Annotated in this window: 11 protein-coding genes; 2 read left to right on the top strand and 9 right to left on the bottom strand. The window is 66.2% G+C overall.

All coding sequences use genetic code 11. The features are described 5' to 3' along the window. Window positions 1-67 precede the first annotated feature (67 nt). The 6 genes from purM to purF form a co-directional block, all read right to left on the bottom strand. Window positions 68-1141: a phosphoribosylformylglycinamidine cyclo-ligase gene (gene purM, locus F5544_RS03225; protein WP_167471783.1), complete on the bottom strand. Its 1074-nt coding sequence runs from the start codon at window positions 1139-1141 to the stop codon at window positions 68-70. 123 nt (window positions 1142-1264) lie between these two features. Then, window positions 1265-2947, bottom strand: a complete 1683-nt coding sequence (locus tag F5544_RS03220) for an ABC transporter ATP-binding protein (protein ID WP_167471782.1) — start codon at window positions 2945-2947, stop codon at window positions 1265-1267. Next, window positions 2944-4068, bottom strand: coding sequence for an ABC transporter permease (locus F5544_RS03215; protein WP_167471781.1), 1125 nt, complete (start codon window positions 4066-4068; stop codon window positions 2944-2946). Before F5544_RS03215 ends, F5544_RS03220 begins: the two co-directional genes overlap by 4 nt. Then, a complete protein-coding gene (locus F5544_RS03210) occupies window positions 4068-5078 on the bottom strand; it encodes an ABC transporter permease (RefSeq protein ID WP_275107046.1) in 1011 nt (336 codons plus the stop codon). The genes F5544_RS03215 and F5544_RS03210 overlap by 1 nt, the downstream gene beginning before the upstream one ends. An 89-nt stretch (window positions 5079-5167) precedes the next feature. Further along, window positions 5168-6778: an ABC transporter substrate-binding protein gene (locus tag F5544_RS03205; RefSeq protein ID WP_167471779.1), complete on the bottom strand. Its 1611-nt coding sequence runs from the start codon at window positions 6776-6778 to the stop codon at window positions 5168-5170. Window positions 6779-7252: 474 nt separating this feature from the next. Then, window positions 7253-8836 (bottom strand): amidophosphoribosyltransferase, encoded by a 1584-nt coding sequence (purF, locus tag F5544_RS03200; protein WP_167471778.1) that lies wholly within the window; start codon window positions 8834-8836, stop codon window positions 7253-7255. Window positions 8837-9110: 274 nt separating this feature from the next. On the opposite strand from purF, the gene F5544_RS03195 reads away from it, so the two are divergent. Continuing rightward, window positions 9111-10358 carry a YhgE/Pip domain-containing protein gene (locus F5544_RS03195; protein ID WP_167478954.1) on the top strand — a complete coding sequence of 416 codons (1248 nt, stop codon included), beginning with the start codon at window positions 9111-9113 and terminating at the stop codon, window positions 10356-10358. Here the strand turns inward: F5544_RS03195 and F5544_RS03190 are convergent. Together F5544_RS03190 and F5544_RS03185 are read right to left on the bottom strand one after the other, a co-directional pair. Continuing rightward, on the bottom strand, window positions 10355-10744 hold the full coding sequence (locus F5544_RS03190; protein WP_428847113.1) for a sterol carrier family protein: 390 nt from the start codon (window positions 10742-10744) through the stop codon (window positions 10355-10357). The genes F5544_RS03195 and F5544_RS03190 overlap by 4 nt on opposite strands. Before the next feature lie 99 nt (window positions 10745-10843). Next, window positions 10844-12874 (bottom strand): ATP-binding protein, encoded by a 2031-nt coding sequence (locus F5544_RS03185; protein WP_167471777.1) that lies wholly within the window; start codon window positions 12872-12874, stop codon window positions 10844-10846. A 230-nt stretch (window positions 12875-13104) separates the two neighbouring features. On the opposite strand from F5544_RS03185, the gene F5544_RS03180 reads away from it, so the two are divergent. Continuing rightward, window positions 13105-14118 (top strand): acyl-CoA dehydrogenase family protein, encoded by a 1014-nt coding sequence (locus tag F5544_RS03180; protein WP_238847059.1) that lies wholly within the window; start codon window positions 13105-13107, stop codon window positions 14116-14118. A 140-nt stretch (window positions 14119-14258) separates the two neighbouring features. Here F5544_RS03180 and F5544_RS03175 read toward each other — a convergent pair whose 3' ends face one another. Then, complete coding sequence (locus tag F5544_RS03175) at window positions 14259-15722, bottom strand: serine hydrolase domain-containing protein (protein WP_167471775.1); 1464 nt, start codon at window positions 15720-15722, stop codon at window positions 14259-14261. Window positions 15723-15770 lie beyond the last annotated feature (48 nt).

Here is a 15770-nt window from a genome sequence, read left to right as displayed (position 1 = left end):
CGAATATTCGGCCATGCCGAGATGTGGCGCGGGGCCGCGATATCCGGGTGCGGCCCCGCAGCACGAACTAGAACCGCGGGTGATCGCCGACCAGGACGGCACGCACCGAATCGGCATCCTTCGCCTTCTTGACGGTGCCGAGCGTCCAGCATTCGATATGCCGGGCGGTGAGCACCGCGAGGGCGCGGTCGACATCCTCCGGCGCGACGACGGCCACCATGCCGACGCCCATGTTGAAGGTCTTCTCCATTTCGACCCGCTCCACCCGGCCGCGCTGGGCGATCATCTTGAACACCGGCGCGGGATTCCAGGTGCCGCGGTCGAGTTCGGCGAACAGGCCCGCCGGGATCACCCGGGCGAGGTTGCCCGCCAGGCCGCCGCCGGTGACGTGCGCGAAGGTGCGCACATCGGTCTCGGCGATCAGCGCGAGGCAGTCCTTGGCGTAGATGCGGGTCGGCTCGAGCAGTTCCTCGCCGAGGGTGCGGCCGAATTCCTCGACATGCCCGGTGAGCGACATGCGGTCGATCTCCAGCAGCACCTTGCGGGCCAGGCTGTATCCGTTGGAGTGCAGACCGGAGGAACCCATCGCGATGACGACGTCACCGGGGCGCACCCGATCGGGTCCGAGTACCGAATCCGCTTCGACCACACCGACACCCGTCGCGGACAGGTCGTAATCGTCGGGCCCCATCAGGCCGGGATGTTCGGCGGTCTCGCCGCCGAGCAGCGCGCAGCCCGCCTTCACACAGCCCTCGGCGATACCCGAAACCAGCTGGGCGACCTTCTCCGGCACCACTTTGCCGATGGCGATGTAGTCCTGTAGGAAAAGCGGTTCGGCGCCGCACACCACCAGATCGTCGACGACCATCGCGACCAGGTCCAGGCCGACCGTGTCGTGCTTGTCCATGGCCTGTGCGACGGCGATCTTGGTGCCCACCCCGTCGGACGAGGCGGCCAGCACCGGTTCGCGGTAGCCACCCTTCAGTGCGAACAGTCCGGCGAAACCGCCGAGTCCACCCTGGACCTCGGGTCGGCTCGCCTTCTTCGCCAATGGTGCGAACAATTCGACAGCGCGATCACCCGCCTCGATGTCCACGCCGGCCGCGGCATACGAGGCGCCACTGGGGGTCTGTTCAGTCATTTTCGGGGAAAGCTCCAAACCGAATCGGCGGATAGATGCCTGATCACGCTACCGGAGTCGGATAACGGCCCGGCACCTGACATGGTTCCCCGGCTTGACGCCGTCCCGCCGGGGAACCGCCCGTCAGTCGACCACGGTGGCGAACAGCGATGTGGTCGCGGCCCGCCGCCTGCGCTGCTCGACCGGATCGGGCACCGGTACGGCGGCGACCAGTCGCTGGGTGTACTCCTCCTGCGGGTTGCGCAGAATGCGATCGCGATCACCCTGTTCGACGACCGCGCCGTTGCGCAGCACCACGATCCGGTCGGCCAGTTGGTCGACCACCGCCAGGTCGTGGCTGATGAACAGGCAGGCCCAACCGCATTCGCGCTGCAGTTTGCCGAACAGCTCGAGCACCGCCGCCTGCACCGAGACGTCCAGTGCGCTGGTCGGCTCGTCGGCGACCAGCAGGTCCGGGTCGAGGACCAGGGCCCTGGCCAGGCTGGCGCGTTGACGCTGACCGCCGGACAGCTCATGCGGGTAACGCCGCTCGGTGCCCGCAGGCAGCTGCACGTCGTCGAGCAGGTGTTTGACCCGTTCGCGGATCTCCGCCGGGGTGCCCGCCTTGTGCACGATCAGCGGTTCGGCGACGCAGTCGCCGACGGTGAGCCGCGGGTTCAGCGAGCTGGCCGGATCCTGGAAGACGAAGCCGAAGCGCCGCCGGATCGGCCGCAGCTGCCGCTGCGACAGCTGCGCGATGTCCTGGCCGCGGATCTTCACCATCCCGGAGCTCGGACGCTGCAGCGCCGCGACACAGCGGCCGATGGTCGACTTGCCGGAACCGGATTCGCCGACCAGACCGACGGTTTCGCCCGGCCGGATGATCAGGTTCACATCATCGACCGCGCGGAACGCGGCTCTGCCGAATGGGCCCGGGAATTCGACAACCAGGTCGCGGACCTCCAGCACCGGCTCGGCGGTGGTGTCCTCCACAAATGACCCGTGCGCCAACTGCTCGGTGCCGAGATGGGGCACGGCCGCGAGTAGCTTGCGGGTGTATTCCTCCTTCGGGCTGGCGAACAGTTCGTCCACCGATGCCTGTTCGACCACCTTGCCGTCGCGCATCACCACGACCCGGTCGGCCAGGTCGGCGACCACGCCCATGTTGTGGGTGATGAGCACGATGGCGCTGCCGATCCGGTCGCGCAGATCGCGCAGCAGCTCCAGGATTTCCGCCTGCACGGTGACATCGAGTGCGGTGGTCGGCTCGTCGGCGATGATCACCTTGGGCTCGCACGAGATGGCGATGGCGATCATCACGCGCTGCTTCTGCCCGCCGGACAGCTGATGTGGGTAGTAGTCGACCCGATGCTCCGGATCGGGCAGCCCGACCATCCGCAACAGCTCGACGGCCCTGGCCTTGGCGGCTTTTCGGGACATATCGCTGTGCGCCCGCAGCGCCTCACAGAGCTGGAATCCGATGGTGAACAGCGGATCCAGCGCGCGCCCCGGCTCCTGGAACACCATGGAGATCTCGCCGCCGCGCAGCGCGGTGAGCTGCTTCTCGCCCATCGAGGTGATCTTGTCGGCGCCGAGCGTCACCAGACCGCGCACCCGCGCCGTCTCCGGCAGCAGGCCGATGGCGGTGCGGGAGCTCACCGATTTACCCGAGCCGGATTCGCCCACGATGGCGAGCACCTCACCCGGATACACCTCGTAGGAGACGTCGCTGACCGCGTGCACCGGACCGGCGTCGGTGGCGAAGGTGACCGAAAGCGATTCGATGGACAGCGCGGGACGACGCTGTTGCGGGTCCGTACTGGTCATCGGGCCGCTCCTTCCCCTGTTCCGGATTTCTCGGTGGCGCTTGCGTTTTCCGCCTCCAGCTCGGCGGATTCCGTTGCCGCGATGGATGATTCATCGAATCCCTGGACATCGACCGGAACCAGCAGCGCCGCGGTATCGTCCGCGACGGTCGCCGGGCCCAGCGCGCGCCGGGTGCGCAGCAGCGGATTGAGCACCTCGTTGAGGCTCTCGCCGACCAGCGTCATCCCGAGCACCACCAGGACGATGGCCAGACCGGGGAAGATACCGGTCCACCAAATCCCGTTGGACACATCGGAAAGCGCCTTGTTCAGGTCGTAACCCCATTCGGCCGCCTGGGTGGGCTCGATACCGAAGCCGAGGAAGCCGAGCGCGGCCAGGGTGAGGATGGCGTCGCCCGCGTTGAGGGTGACGATCACCGGCAGCGACTGGGTGACGTTGGCGAGGACGTGCCGGAACATGATTCGCATCGTCGACGCCCCGGTCACCCGGGCCGCGTCGACGAAGGGCTCCTGCTTCACCGCGACGGTCGCATTGCGCACCACCCGGAAGTATTGCGGCACATAGATCGCCGTGATCGCGACGGCCGCCGAGAGCACGCCGCCGAAGCTGCTCGAATTACCGCCTGCCACCACGATGGAGACGACGATGGCCAGCAGCAGCGTCGGGAAGGCGTAGATGGCGTCCATGAACGTCACCAGGATCCGGTCCACCCAGCGGCCGACGTACCCGGAGATCAAACCCAGTGGCACGCCGACGAACAGCGAAAGGATCAGCGAGATGACGATCACCAGCAGCGCGGTGCGCGCACCCCAGATGACCCTGGAGAACACATCCTCGCTGCGCACCGAGGTGCCGAACCAGTGCGCCGCCGACGGAGCCTGCTGACTCACGAAATTCACGCCGTCGGAAGAGCTTTGGGACAGCCCGTACGGCGCGATCCACGGTGCGAGCAGCGCGACGATCACGAACAGCGCGACCAGGCCGACGCCGAGCACCAGCGTGGCCCGCTGCACCCCGACGGTCATCGCGAACAGCCGCAGTCCCGGTATCCGCCTGCGCCGCACCACCGGTGGGACGCTGGGCAGTACCGCGGGCTCGCTGACTATTTCCGGAGCGGTCATCAGAACCTCACCCTCGGATCGACCATGGCGACGATGGCGTCCACCACGAAACTCATCACCGCGACCACCAGCGCGATGAACGCGACAATCCCCTGCACCGCAACGAAATCGCGGGCCTGCAGGTATTGGGTGAGCTGATAGCCGAGGCCCTTCCATTCGAAGGTGGTCTCGGTGAGCACCGCGCCGCCGAGCATCATCGCGATGTACATGCCCATCACGGTGATGATCGGGATCAGCGCATTGCGCACGGCATGCCGTCCGGTGACCACCCGCGACGAAAGTCCGCGCGCCCGTGCGGCTTCCACATAATCGCTGCGCAGCGTCTGGATCAGGTTGATCCGCACCAGCCGCAGGAAGATGCCCGCCGTGAGCAGGCCGAGCGCGATCGCGGGCAGCACGGCGTGTTTCAACACGTCGAGCAGATATCCGGTGTCGCCGTAGAGGATCGCGTCGACGACCATGATGTTGGTCTTCGGCGAGACATGCTGCAGCGCCAGCTCCACATGGGTGCTGGCCCGACCCGCGACCGGCAGCCAGCCCAGTTTCACCGCGAACACCAGCTTCAGCAGCAGGCCGACGAAGAACACCGGGGCCGCGTACGCGAGCACCGCGAACAGCCGCAGCCCCGCGTCGGTGGTCGAATCACGGTGTGTCGCGGCGTATCTGCCGAGCGGAACACCGACGGCGAAGGCGACGACAAGCGCCCAGAACACCAGTTCCAAGGTCGCCGCGCCGTAGGTGGTGACGACCTCGCTGATCGCCCGATTGTCTTGGGAGCGGCCGAAATCCCCGCGCAGCAGTCCGGAGATGTAGTCCCAATACTGCGAAAGGATCGGCCGGTTGAACCCGGCCGCCGCCTTGCGCGCCTCGATCTGATCCGGTGGGAGCCGCCCGCCCATCGCGGCGCTGATCGGATCGCCGACCACTCGCATCAGGAAGAAGACGACGGTCACCAGGATCCACGCGGTGACCGGCATCAGCAACATACGCACACCCAAATAGCGCACCAGGGCCCCGTATCGGGAACCGCTGCCGCGCAGCACCTTTGACCGAGCAGGAGCCGGGGCGACCGGCTCCTGCTCGGTTGTCGTCGATGAACTCACTTGCTCAGGACCGAGTAGCGGAACTTGGTGGACGGATCCAGCGTCGACTTCACGCCCTGCACGGCCTTGGTCGCCACCGCGATCTGCTTACCCGACAGCAGCGGAACGATCGGCAGGTAGTCCTTGGCCAGGTCGTACTGCACCTGCTTGAGGATCGCGATCCGCTTGTCCTGGTTGGTCTCCGCCTTCTCCGCGTTCAGCTGCGCGGTGATGGCCGGGTTCTCGAAGTGGTTCTGCAGGAAGTTGTTCGGGCCGAAGAACGGGGTCAGGTAGTCGTCCGGATCCGGGAAGTCCGGGAACCAACCCATTTGGTAGGCCGGGTAGCCGTCGCGCGCCCGCTCCTTCTGGTAGGTCACCCATTCGGTGGCCTGCAGGTTGATCTTGAACAGCCCGGACGCCTCCAGCTGCGATTTGATCGCCGCGTATTCCTCGGCGCTGGTGCTGCCGTAGTGGTCCGGGTTGTACTGCAGGTTGATCTCGACCGGCGTCTGGACACCGGCGTCGGCCAGGAACTTCGCCGCCTGCGCCTTGTTCGGCTTGGCGCCGTAGATCTCCTTGAACGGCTCGGTCGCACCCGTATAGCCCTGCGGCACAGACGAATACGCGGGCTGGTAGCTGCCCTTGTACACGCCGGTGGACAGCGCGTCCCTGTCGACCGTCGAAGTGACCGCCTTGCGGATGGCCAGCTTCTGTTCCGGGGTGCCGCCCGGCTGGGTGTTCAGGTTGAACACGATGTAGCGCAGCTCGCCACCGGGACCTTCGTGAATGGTCACCTTGTCGCTCTTAGCGAGCGATTCCATATCGGTCGGCGTCAGGCTGCGGTAGGCGACGTCGATATTGCCGTTCTGGATGTCGAGCTTGAGGTTGTCGGTGCTGGCGTAGTACTTGGCCGAGACGGTTTCGGTCTTCGGCTTACCGAGGATGCCCTGGTAATCCGGATTCGCCTTGTACTCGACCAGCTTGTTCTTGTCGTAGCTGGCGATGGTGTACGGGCCGGAGTAGCCCTTGGCCTTCACCACATCCTCATCGGCGGCCAGCTTGTCCGGCGGGAAGACCTTTTCGTCGATGATCTCGCCGGCCTGGGTCGGCAGGATCGCCGGGAAGGTCTGGTCGTTGGCCTCCTTGAGGGTGAAGGCGACGGTGGTGTCGTTGACGACGTCGGTCTTGTCCAGGTTGCCGAGCAGCGAGGCAGGACCGTTCGGATCGTTGATCTTCAACATCCGGTCGAAGGAGAACTTGACGCTGGTCGCGGTCAAGGGGTTGCCGTTGGCGAACTTGAGCCCCTTCTTCAGGGTGCACGTGTACACCGTCGGCGAGGTGAACTCGCACTTCTCCGCGGCGTCCGGCTTCGGCGTCGTCTCGCCCGGGGCGAAGTTCAACAGGTACTGATAGGTCTGCGTCTCGACAATGTACGACCCCTGGTCATAGGCCGCGGCCGGATCCAGCGAGAAAATCTTGTCCGTCGTGCCGATCACCAGGCCGGCACCTTCACCGCCCCCGGTCCGTCCGGACCCACAGCCCGCGACCGCGGATGCGACCAACGCCGCCAATCCGACGGCGGCGATACCCGTTCGGTATCGCTCCCCAGGCTTCCCAGAAACCAACATGAGGCCCCTACTATCTCGAGCGCGCCTCCCCGCACGCTCCCTGGATCACAGGCACGGCGATGGGCGCGGTGAACTTCCGATCTGACGGGCACGGTACCCACGATCCATTTCCGAGACGTTGCGTTTTCAGAGAAAAAATCACATCCCGGTAAGCGGCCATTACCGGAAACGCGTCACCGAGGGCGCTCAATCGGGCATATGTCCAGGTCCGGGCCACTTAGGGTTTGGTGATGTCACGAGGAGGCCATGGCACGCGATGAGCCAAAATTGACGCGACGATGACGCCTCGGGCTTCCAAATCCGGGCCAAGGCAACGCGAAATCAGACAACTGGGACGAAACGCTCAACGACACGCCGACTAGTCAGCCCATGAATTGGCGTGCTCCACAAGGGCATTCATCTGCTACAGACGAAACCCGCAGTGGCGCAACGGCGCAACCCCACTGCGGGTGGCGTGGTCGAGACGTTCGGAGCCTACGGTCGGCTCAGCGCGCTCGCATTCGCGTTCTCGCTCAGCAGCATCGCCTCGGACTGGCCGCTGAGCATGCCTTCCAGCACGTTCTTGCCGATGGCCGCCTCGGTGGGCAGCGCGATCGGGTATTCGCCGTCGAAGCAGGCGCAGCACAGCCGGGTGCGCGGCTGTTCGGTGGCGGCGATCATCCCTTCCAGTGAGATATAGCCGAGGGTGTCGGCGCCGATCGAGCGGCGCACGCCATCCACCATTTCATCGAAGCTGCCCTCGGCGCCCGCACCGTTGGCGATCAGCTCCGCGCGGGAGGCGAAATCGATGCCGTAGAAGCAGGGCCACTTGACCGGCGGCGAGGCGATCCGCACGTGGATCTCCAGTGCGCCCGCCTCGCGCAGCATCCGGATGAGTGCGCGCTGGGTGTTGCCGCGCACGATGGAATCGTCCACCACGATGAGCCGTTTGCCGCGGATCACCTCGCGCAGCGGATTGAGCTTGAGCCGGATGCCGAGCTGGCGAATGGTCTGGCTCGGCTGGATGAAGGTGCGCCCTACATAGGCGTTCTTCATCAGGCCCTGACCGTAGGGCACGCCGGAGCCCTGCGCGTAGCCGACGGCGGCGGGTGTTCCGGACTCCGGCACCGGGATGACCAGGTCCGCCTCCACCGGATGCTCCTTGGCGAGGCGGCGGCCGATCTCCACCCGGGTGGCGTGCACCGAGCGGCCGGAGATGGTGGAGTCGGGGCGGGCCAGGTACACGTATTCGAAGACGCAGCCCTTCGGCTCCGGATTGGCGAAGCGCATCGAACGCACGCCATCGGTGTCGATCGCCAGCAGTTCGCCCGGCTCGATCTCCCGGACGAAGGCGGCGCCGACGATATCCAGCGCGGCGGTCTCGCTGGCAACAACCCAGCCACGGTCCAGGCGGCCGAGGCACAGCGGCCGCACACCGTGCGGGTCGCGCGCCGCGTACAGCGTGTGTTCGTCCATGAAGGTGAGACAGAAGGCGCCGCGCAGCGTCGGCAGCAGCGACATGGCGGCCTGCTCGATGCTGGAATCCGCGGCGGCGTGCGCGAGCAGCGCGGTGATCACATCGGAGTCGGAGGTGCCCGCGACCGTGCCCGGCCTGCCGCCGATACTGCCGATGAGTCCGAGTTCCCTTGCCCGAGTGGCCAATTCGGCAGTGTTGACCAAATTACCGTTGTGCCCGAGCGCAAGCCCCGAGCCGACGGCGGTGGTGCGGAAGATCGGCTGGGCATTCTCCCAGGTGACGCCGCCGGTGGTGGAGTAGCGGCAGTGACCGATCGCGATGTGGCCGGGCATCGCGGCCAGGGTCTGCTCGTCGAAGACCTGGCTGACCAGACCGAGATCCTTGAACACCAGCACCTGCGATCCGTCGGCGACGGCGATGCCAGCCGCCTCCTGACCGCGATGCTGCAGCGCGTAGAGGCCGTAATAGGTGAGTTTGGCGACGTCCTCGCCAGGGGCCCAGACGCCGAAGACGCCGCACTCCTCGCGCGGCTCGTTCTCGTCGGGGATGGCCGCGTTCGATGCGGCGGATGCGGCGTGGACCGGTAGTTCGGCGTTGGTCACCGTTTGCTCCCTGTTCGGGCGGGCTGGGGGCAAAAGTCATTCTACGGGTGTCCCATGCGAAGAGAGCAGCGCCACCACCCAGCGTGACGACCACCACCGCATCCGAGCAGCAATCGCCGGTGCCGACTGCCGCGATTCCGCCCGTAACAGCTGTTACCGTGCGACCGTGACGACTTCGGACGGTTCCGAGCCCACTCCCGACACCGCTGCGCCACCGGTCCGGCTGGATCGCGGGCGCTGGATCAAGATAGTGCTGCTCCCGCTGGCGGTGCTGATGGTGCTGACCTCGCTGCTCGGGGTGATGTACCTGGACTACGTCATCGACCCCGAGAAGAACCTGCACGACTTCCCGGTCGCGCTGGTCAATCAGGATGTCGGCGATGTGATCGGATCCGGCGACCACCGCCAGGAGGTGAACTTCGGCAACCAGATCAGCGAGAAGCTGCAGGAGGGCGTGCCGAAGGACAAGGTGCAGTTGCGCGTGCTCGGCCCGAACGAGGCGACGCAACAGCTGCAGTCCGGCAAGGTGTACGGCGCGATCATCATCCCGAGCGATTTCAGCAAGCGGCTCGGCATTCTCGGCGTCGGCAGCGTGGTGCCCGGTGATATCCAGCAGCCGATCATCACCGTGCAGACCAATCCGCGCACCGGCGCATTCGGCACCCAGATCATGTTGCGCATCGCCAATCAGGCGTTGACCCAGGTGAACGAGCAGGTCGGCAAGCAGCTCACCGATCAGGTCGTCCAACAGCTGACCCCGCCGCCGGGTGGTCCGCCCGCACCGCAGTTGTCCGGCGCGACCAGGGTCGCACTCAGCGATCCGGTGAAAGTCGTTGTGCAGCAATTCCATCCGCTGCCCGACGGCACCGGCCAGGGACTGAGCGCCTTCTTCTACGCGCTGCTGCTGCTACTGGCCTCGGTGGTCGGCGCGATGGTCATCCACACCATGATCGATGCGCAACTCGGTTTCGTGCCAACGGAATACGGGCCGTGGTATGTGCACTACCCGCCGACGCCGATCTCCCGGCTGCGCACCCTGCTGATCAAATGGGGCGTCTTCGCACTCACCGCGAACGTGGTGTCCGGCATCTTCATGCTGATCGCGTATCTGCTGGACATGCCGATCGATAACCCGCTCGCGCTATTCCTGTTCAGCGCGATCGCGATGATCGCGGTGGGGTTCACCTGTCTGTCGACGCTGGCCGCGATCGGTTCGGCGGGCCTGCTGGTGAACCTGATCGTATTCATCATCCTCGGCCTGCCGTCCTCCGGCGGAACGGTTCCGATCGAGGCCACCCCCAAGTACTTCGGCTGGCTGGCCGGCTTCGAGCCGATGCACCAGGTGTTCCTCGGGGTGCGATCGATCCTCTACTTCAACGCCGATTTCTCCGCGGGCCTGCAGCGGGGCGTGTGGATGTCGCTCATCGGCTTGGCGATCGCGCTCGTCCTCGGCCTCGTCGTCACCAGGTACTACGACCGAAAGGGTCTGGAGCGCAGCAACCGCGTCGCCGCTACGTACTAGGACACGCGAGCGACCGGCAGCCAGTGCGCCACCTCGCCCGCCCGGGTTCCCGATGCCGTAACCGCTCCCGATTCCACCGCCGCGTCGAAGCCGAGCAGGCCGGTCGCGAGCAGCAGCCAGGTGCGCGGATCGGTTTCGACGACGTTCGGTGGCGTGCCTCGGGTGTGGCGCGGGCCCTCGATGCACTGCACCGCGACGAACGGCGGCACCCGCACCTCGACGGAGTGGCCGGGGGCCGATGCGGCGAGGGCGCGGACGGTGGTCCGGACGGCGGCGGCGAGTTCGGTGCGCGCGGGCGGCGCGGCGGATTCGTCGCACAGCCATGCGCTCACCGCCGCGACCGCCGCCCGCATTTCCGCCGGATCCACCATCGATCGTCGTGCCACGCCGCCGAGGGTACTGCGTGGCGCCGACAGCCGAATGCGAGCGGTTGGCGGGCGGTGCGGTGCGCCGCGACTCGCACCACACCGCCCGGTCGGGGCGGCCTATTGGCCGACGGCTCGGCCGCCCGCTTCATCAGGTTCACCCAGCCGCATGGCGTATACCCGGTCCAGGAAGTCGCGATGCGCGCGCAGCGTGGCGTCGAGCAGTTCCCGCCAGGTGCGCCGATCGATCCGGTTGTCGCTGGCCAGTGAGGACAGTGAGGCCGGACCCAGCTTGTCGATGTGGTCGACGATGAAAGTCAGTCTGCGGCGCGGGAATTGCTCACCGATGCGCGGATTGTCGTTGAGGAAGCGGTCCAGCGAGTACAGGTAGTTGATCGCGCGGTTGTATTCCTCGTCGGTGAGGTGATAGTCCATCCGCTTGATCTCGACGATCCACAGCTCGCCCGCATCGTGCAGCAGTACGAAATCGGGTTCGCGCTTCTCGCTGCCGATCGCGGTGGTGACCAGCTTCGTGCCGAATTTCTGTGCGTACCAGCGCTCGAAGCTGGCCCGCACCCGCTTCAGCGATTCGTTCATGCCGAGCGGCGTCCACTCCGGCGCGAGCAGCCACGGCGCCCGCTCGATCAATTCCTGGAACGGTCTTTCCAGCGAGCGGCGGTCATCGATCAAGTCCTGCAAGCGATTCACCACCGCGACCCGCTCCGAGGCGATCTGGCCGAGTGAGTACACCTCGGCCACCCTGGCCGTTTCGAACAGCGCGACAACGACATCCAGCTGGTTGTTGTTGTCCTCGGCGACTTCCTTCAAGGTTTCCAGCAGGCTGCGCTGCGGCCCGAGCGAAAGCGCGAGGCGGACAATGCTGTCGATATGCGCGGGATCCTCCAGCGCCGCTCTGTCCTTGTTGTTCACCAGGATTCGGGCGGCGTCCATCACCGATTTGCGGAAGTTCCTGTCGTTGGGCGCCAATGCCTGCAGCAGGGTCTGAATCGAGGACTTGTCCAGGAATTCCTCCCACACCCGCCGCTTCACCGAATTCTCGCCCCGCCTGCCGAGTTCCCGCACCAGATTCCGGCCCCAGGCCGAAAGCGCTTCGCCCCGTTCGGAATTCCACATGATGTCCTGGCGGTCGGAGCGAACGAGATCCTCTTCGTCGTCGAGCCAGTTCACGTGGATGGCGCCGACGAGGTAGGAACGCAACTTGAATTCGCCGGTGAAACCGGATGCGATACCGAAATCCCTGGTCTGCGCGACCAATTTGCCGCGGGCGTATATCCGCACCCCGGCCATCGACTCGTCCTTGTACGGATGTTTGGAGTAGGCCGCCCAGCCGGATACCGGAAGGTACTGATTGCCAACGCGCACAGGCATTTTCGACACATCGATCCTGGTTTCCTCCATCAGGTCGATGGGCAGATCGCTGAGCAGGAACATCTGTGGCCGCCCGACCGAGAGGCTGTTGCGTACGCACACCTGCCAATCGGTGCGTTCCAAACCGAACCGCGCGGCCAGCTGCCTGCTCAACTCGGGTCCGGTATTCACCCGCTTGCGGAAGAAATCGCGCAGTATGACGGTGGTTCCGCGTTCGGCGCTGAAGGTGCCGTCCCTGGCGCCCGGGCGCGGGTGGTAGTCGCGCTCGGTATCGGACAGCATGTCGTCCAGGCTCATGATGATGTTGGCGACCGGCCAGCCCTCGGGGGTGCGTTCCGCGTCGACGCCGCCCGCGGTGATCACCTCGATGGTGCGGCAGATGCCGAATGCGGCCAGCTTGCCGATTCCCTTGCGGCCCATGACCGGACGGTCCAGCTTGCGGGACAGGTCGGTGCCGGTGCGCACCCGGCGATCGGATCCGACCATCAGATAGTGCGCATTGACCTCGGCGGCGGTCATACCGTGCCCGTTGTCCTGCACCACGATCTCGTAGGGACCTCGGTCCGCGTCGTGCACGGTGCCCGCGAGCGTCACGCCCCACGGCAGCGCGACATCGACGCGGGTGGCGTCGGCGTCGTAGGAGTTGGCGATGAGTTCGGCCAGTACCGCGGAAACCCGGTCGTAGAGCCGGATTCCGAGTTTGTCGATGGTCAACCGGCTGATGCGCATGGTGTACTTCGGCGCGCCGTTCTGATCTTGCATGGTCGGGCCCCCAATTGCCCGATGGGTGATAACTGTCCTGCTGCCGGTTATCCGGCAAACCCCATGGTCACCCGCCCGGTTGGCCGTGATCTGAACAGCCGACGACCGGTTCATAACGGAGAGTATGGTTCCGCTTGCGCGTAGCCCGGATTTCGGCAACCGCTTGGTAACGGCCACGCCGGCTCTCCCCCGGCGCGCACCGATCTACCAGGCCCGCGATGATGGCAGCTATGACTTCCTGGACCGAGCGTGCACGACAACTGGCCGATGAGGTTTTGGCGCCGCATGCCGCCGAGGTCGACCGCACCGGCGAGATCCCGCGGGAAAACTTCGATCGGCTGGCCGAGGCCGGCCTCTACGGCATCTCCATGCGCGAGGATGTCGGTCTCGACGCGTTCACCGATGTCGGTGAGGTACTGATCGCGGGCTGCCTGGCCACCTCGTTCGTCTGGGCACAGCACCTCGGCGTCGCGCGGCGCATCGCGAACTCACCGAATGTGGAACTGCGCGAACGACTTACCGAGGACATCCGGTCCGGGCGGGTTCGCTCGGGTGTCAGCTACGCGGGCGCCGCGGAGCGGCCGTCGCTGCTCGCCCGGCGCCGCGGCACCGGCTATGCGCTGGAAGGTACGGCGCCGTTCATCACCGGCTGGGGCATGGTCGACGTGATCGGCGTCGTCGCGCGGGATGCCGAGGATCCCGAATCGCTGATCAGCCTCATCGTGCCCGCCGAGGCCGGGCCGCGGTTGCGCGTCGAGCCGCTGCCGCTCACCGCGGTCGACGCGAGCCGGACCGTCACCGCCGCCTTCGACGGACTCACGGTCCCGGATTCCGCTGTGGACAGCAGGTTTTCGCTGCGGTCGTTCCATGCCTCGTATATCGTCGCCGCCTGGCGCAACGGCTCGCTCGCGCTCGGTTTGGTCCGCAGGGCGCTGACCGAACTCCCCGCGCTCGGCGTCGACACCACCGCACTCGCCGCCGAATCCGCCGCCATCCGAAAGGATTTGGACGCCGCGCTCACCGGCCAGGGGGATATATACACCGCACGGGCCGCCGCCTCCGAGCTCGCGGTCCGCGCGGCCAACACATTGGTGACGGCCACCGGCAGTGCCGCGCTGGTTCGCGGCAGCCTGGCCGAACGCACCTCTCGTGAAGCCACTTTCACACTTGTCTTCGGTTCGCGGCCGGGAATCAAGTCCGCGCTGCTGGAACGATTTGCGGGCCCGGACGGCAAGGAACGCTGAGTCGATTCGAGAGGCCCCTTCCCGGCTCGCCGCCCGCGCTCGAGACCGCACCGCTGAGCCGGTCCCAAAGCTCGTTGAGCCATGGGCACGACTGAGGGCCGAGCGATTGCCCGGCCCTCACATCGACCAATTAGGTTGTGTCACTGCTTTTTCGGTGTCGCACGCATGCCGATGTAGACGCATTCGGTGCCATCGGCGAGGGTGGCGAACACGACCGGCATATAACCTTCGCTGAACGAGGGTCCGGCGCCCGACGCGGCGAATACGGTGTCGCTGACCGGCTCCAGATCCATACTGAGCGCGGGTGACAGGTCGGCCATGCCGTCGACGAATTCGTAAAGCAGGTGCGCGGAACCGTCCTCGCGCTTGCTCACGGTGACGACAACGCCCGCACGCTGGTAGACGCCGACGAAGCGGTCGATATCGACGCGAATCGGCGGGTTCGCCGGTGCGAACGGCTCCGGCATGCGCACACCGGCCAACTCGGCCAACAACTCTCGGAACAGGTCCGCGTAGAGCTCGCGTGCGCCACCACCATTGGTGAGCAGCGCGACCGCGACACCGGCCGCTGGGATCGCGCGTAGGTAGGCGTACTGGCCGATCGCCGCGCCGTCGTGGCCGATGCCCTTGATGCCGTCCCAGTTGTAGAGGGTCCAGCCGAGACCCCAGCCATCGGCGCTGACGGTCCACTTGTCCGGCACGTCGATCTCCTGCCGCTGCATGGCCGCAACGGTTTCCGCGGACAGTACGGACGTTCCATCGGCGGCCCGGCCGCCGTCCAGGTGCATGCGGGCGAAGCGCACCATATCGCCCGCGCTGCTGATCACTCGGGCGCCGGGCGAGACCGACCGCGGCATCAGATCCCATTCGGGCGTCGGTTCCGGGTACTGCCCCGGCTCGCCGAGGTGGCTCATCGCGACCCGGAACTTCAGCGCCTGCTCCGGCAACGTCACCAGATGGTCGAGACCCAGTGGGACTGCGATCATCTCGTGCACGGCCTGGTCCCAGGTCAGACCGGTGAGCACCTCGATGATCCGGCCGAGCACCATGAAGCCCGTGCTGCCGTAGGAGATCGCGGTGCCGGGGCGGCAGTCCAGCGCGACCTCACGCAGCGCCGCAACGTATTTCGCGATGCAGTCATCACCGCGCCCGGTGTCGAGGTTGAAGTCGTTCGTGAGACCACCGGTGTGGCTGAGCAATTGACGGATGGTGATCACCGCGGTGTCGGCCGGATCGGGTGTGCCGAACTCCGGCAGCACCTCGACCACCTTCGCGTCCAGATCCAACTTGCCCTGATCGACCAGCATCATGATCATCGTCGCGGTGTATGTCTTGGCGACCGAGCCGCAGAGGAATACCGAATCGGTGGTCACCTCGACACCAGTCCCGCGATGCAACACGCCGCTTGCGAGCTCGAAGATCTCACCATCGACCAGCACGGCCAGCTGCGCGCCCGGCACGTGGTACTTGTCCCGCAGGGTGTCCAACCGGCGCTGCCAGTCGGCGACCTGGAACCGGCGGCCCGTCGAGTCGGCGGTGCCCCACTCGCCCTGAACTTTCCACTCACCCTTGGTGTTCCAGCTGGCGGTGCTGCGCTTCGACATTGTCTTGCTCCTAGCTATTCAGGTCTGTTGCGTACGGTGTTTCTGTGT

Source organism: Nocardia arthritidis (assembly GCF_011801145.1).
Classification (GTDB): domain Bacteria; phylum Actinomycetota; class Actinomycetes; order Mycobacteriales; family Mycobacteriaceae; genus Nocardia; species Nocardia arthritidis_A.
The sequence above is the reverse complement of the archived record's forward strand: the minus strand, read 5'-3'. Positions and strand labels throughout refer to the sequence as shown.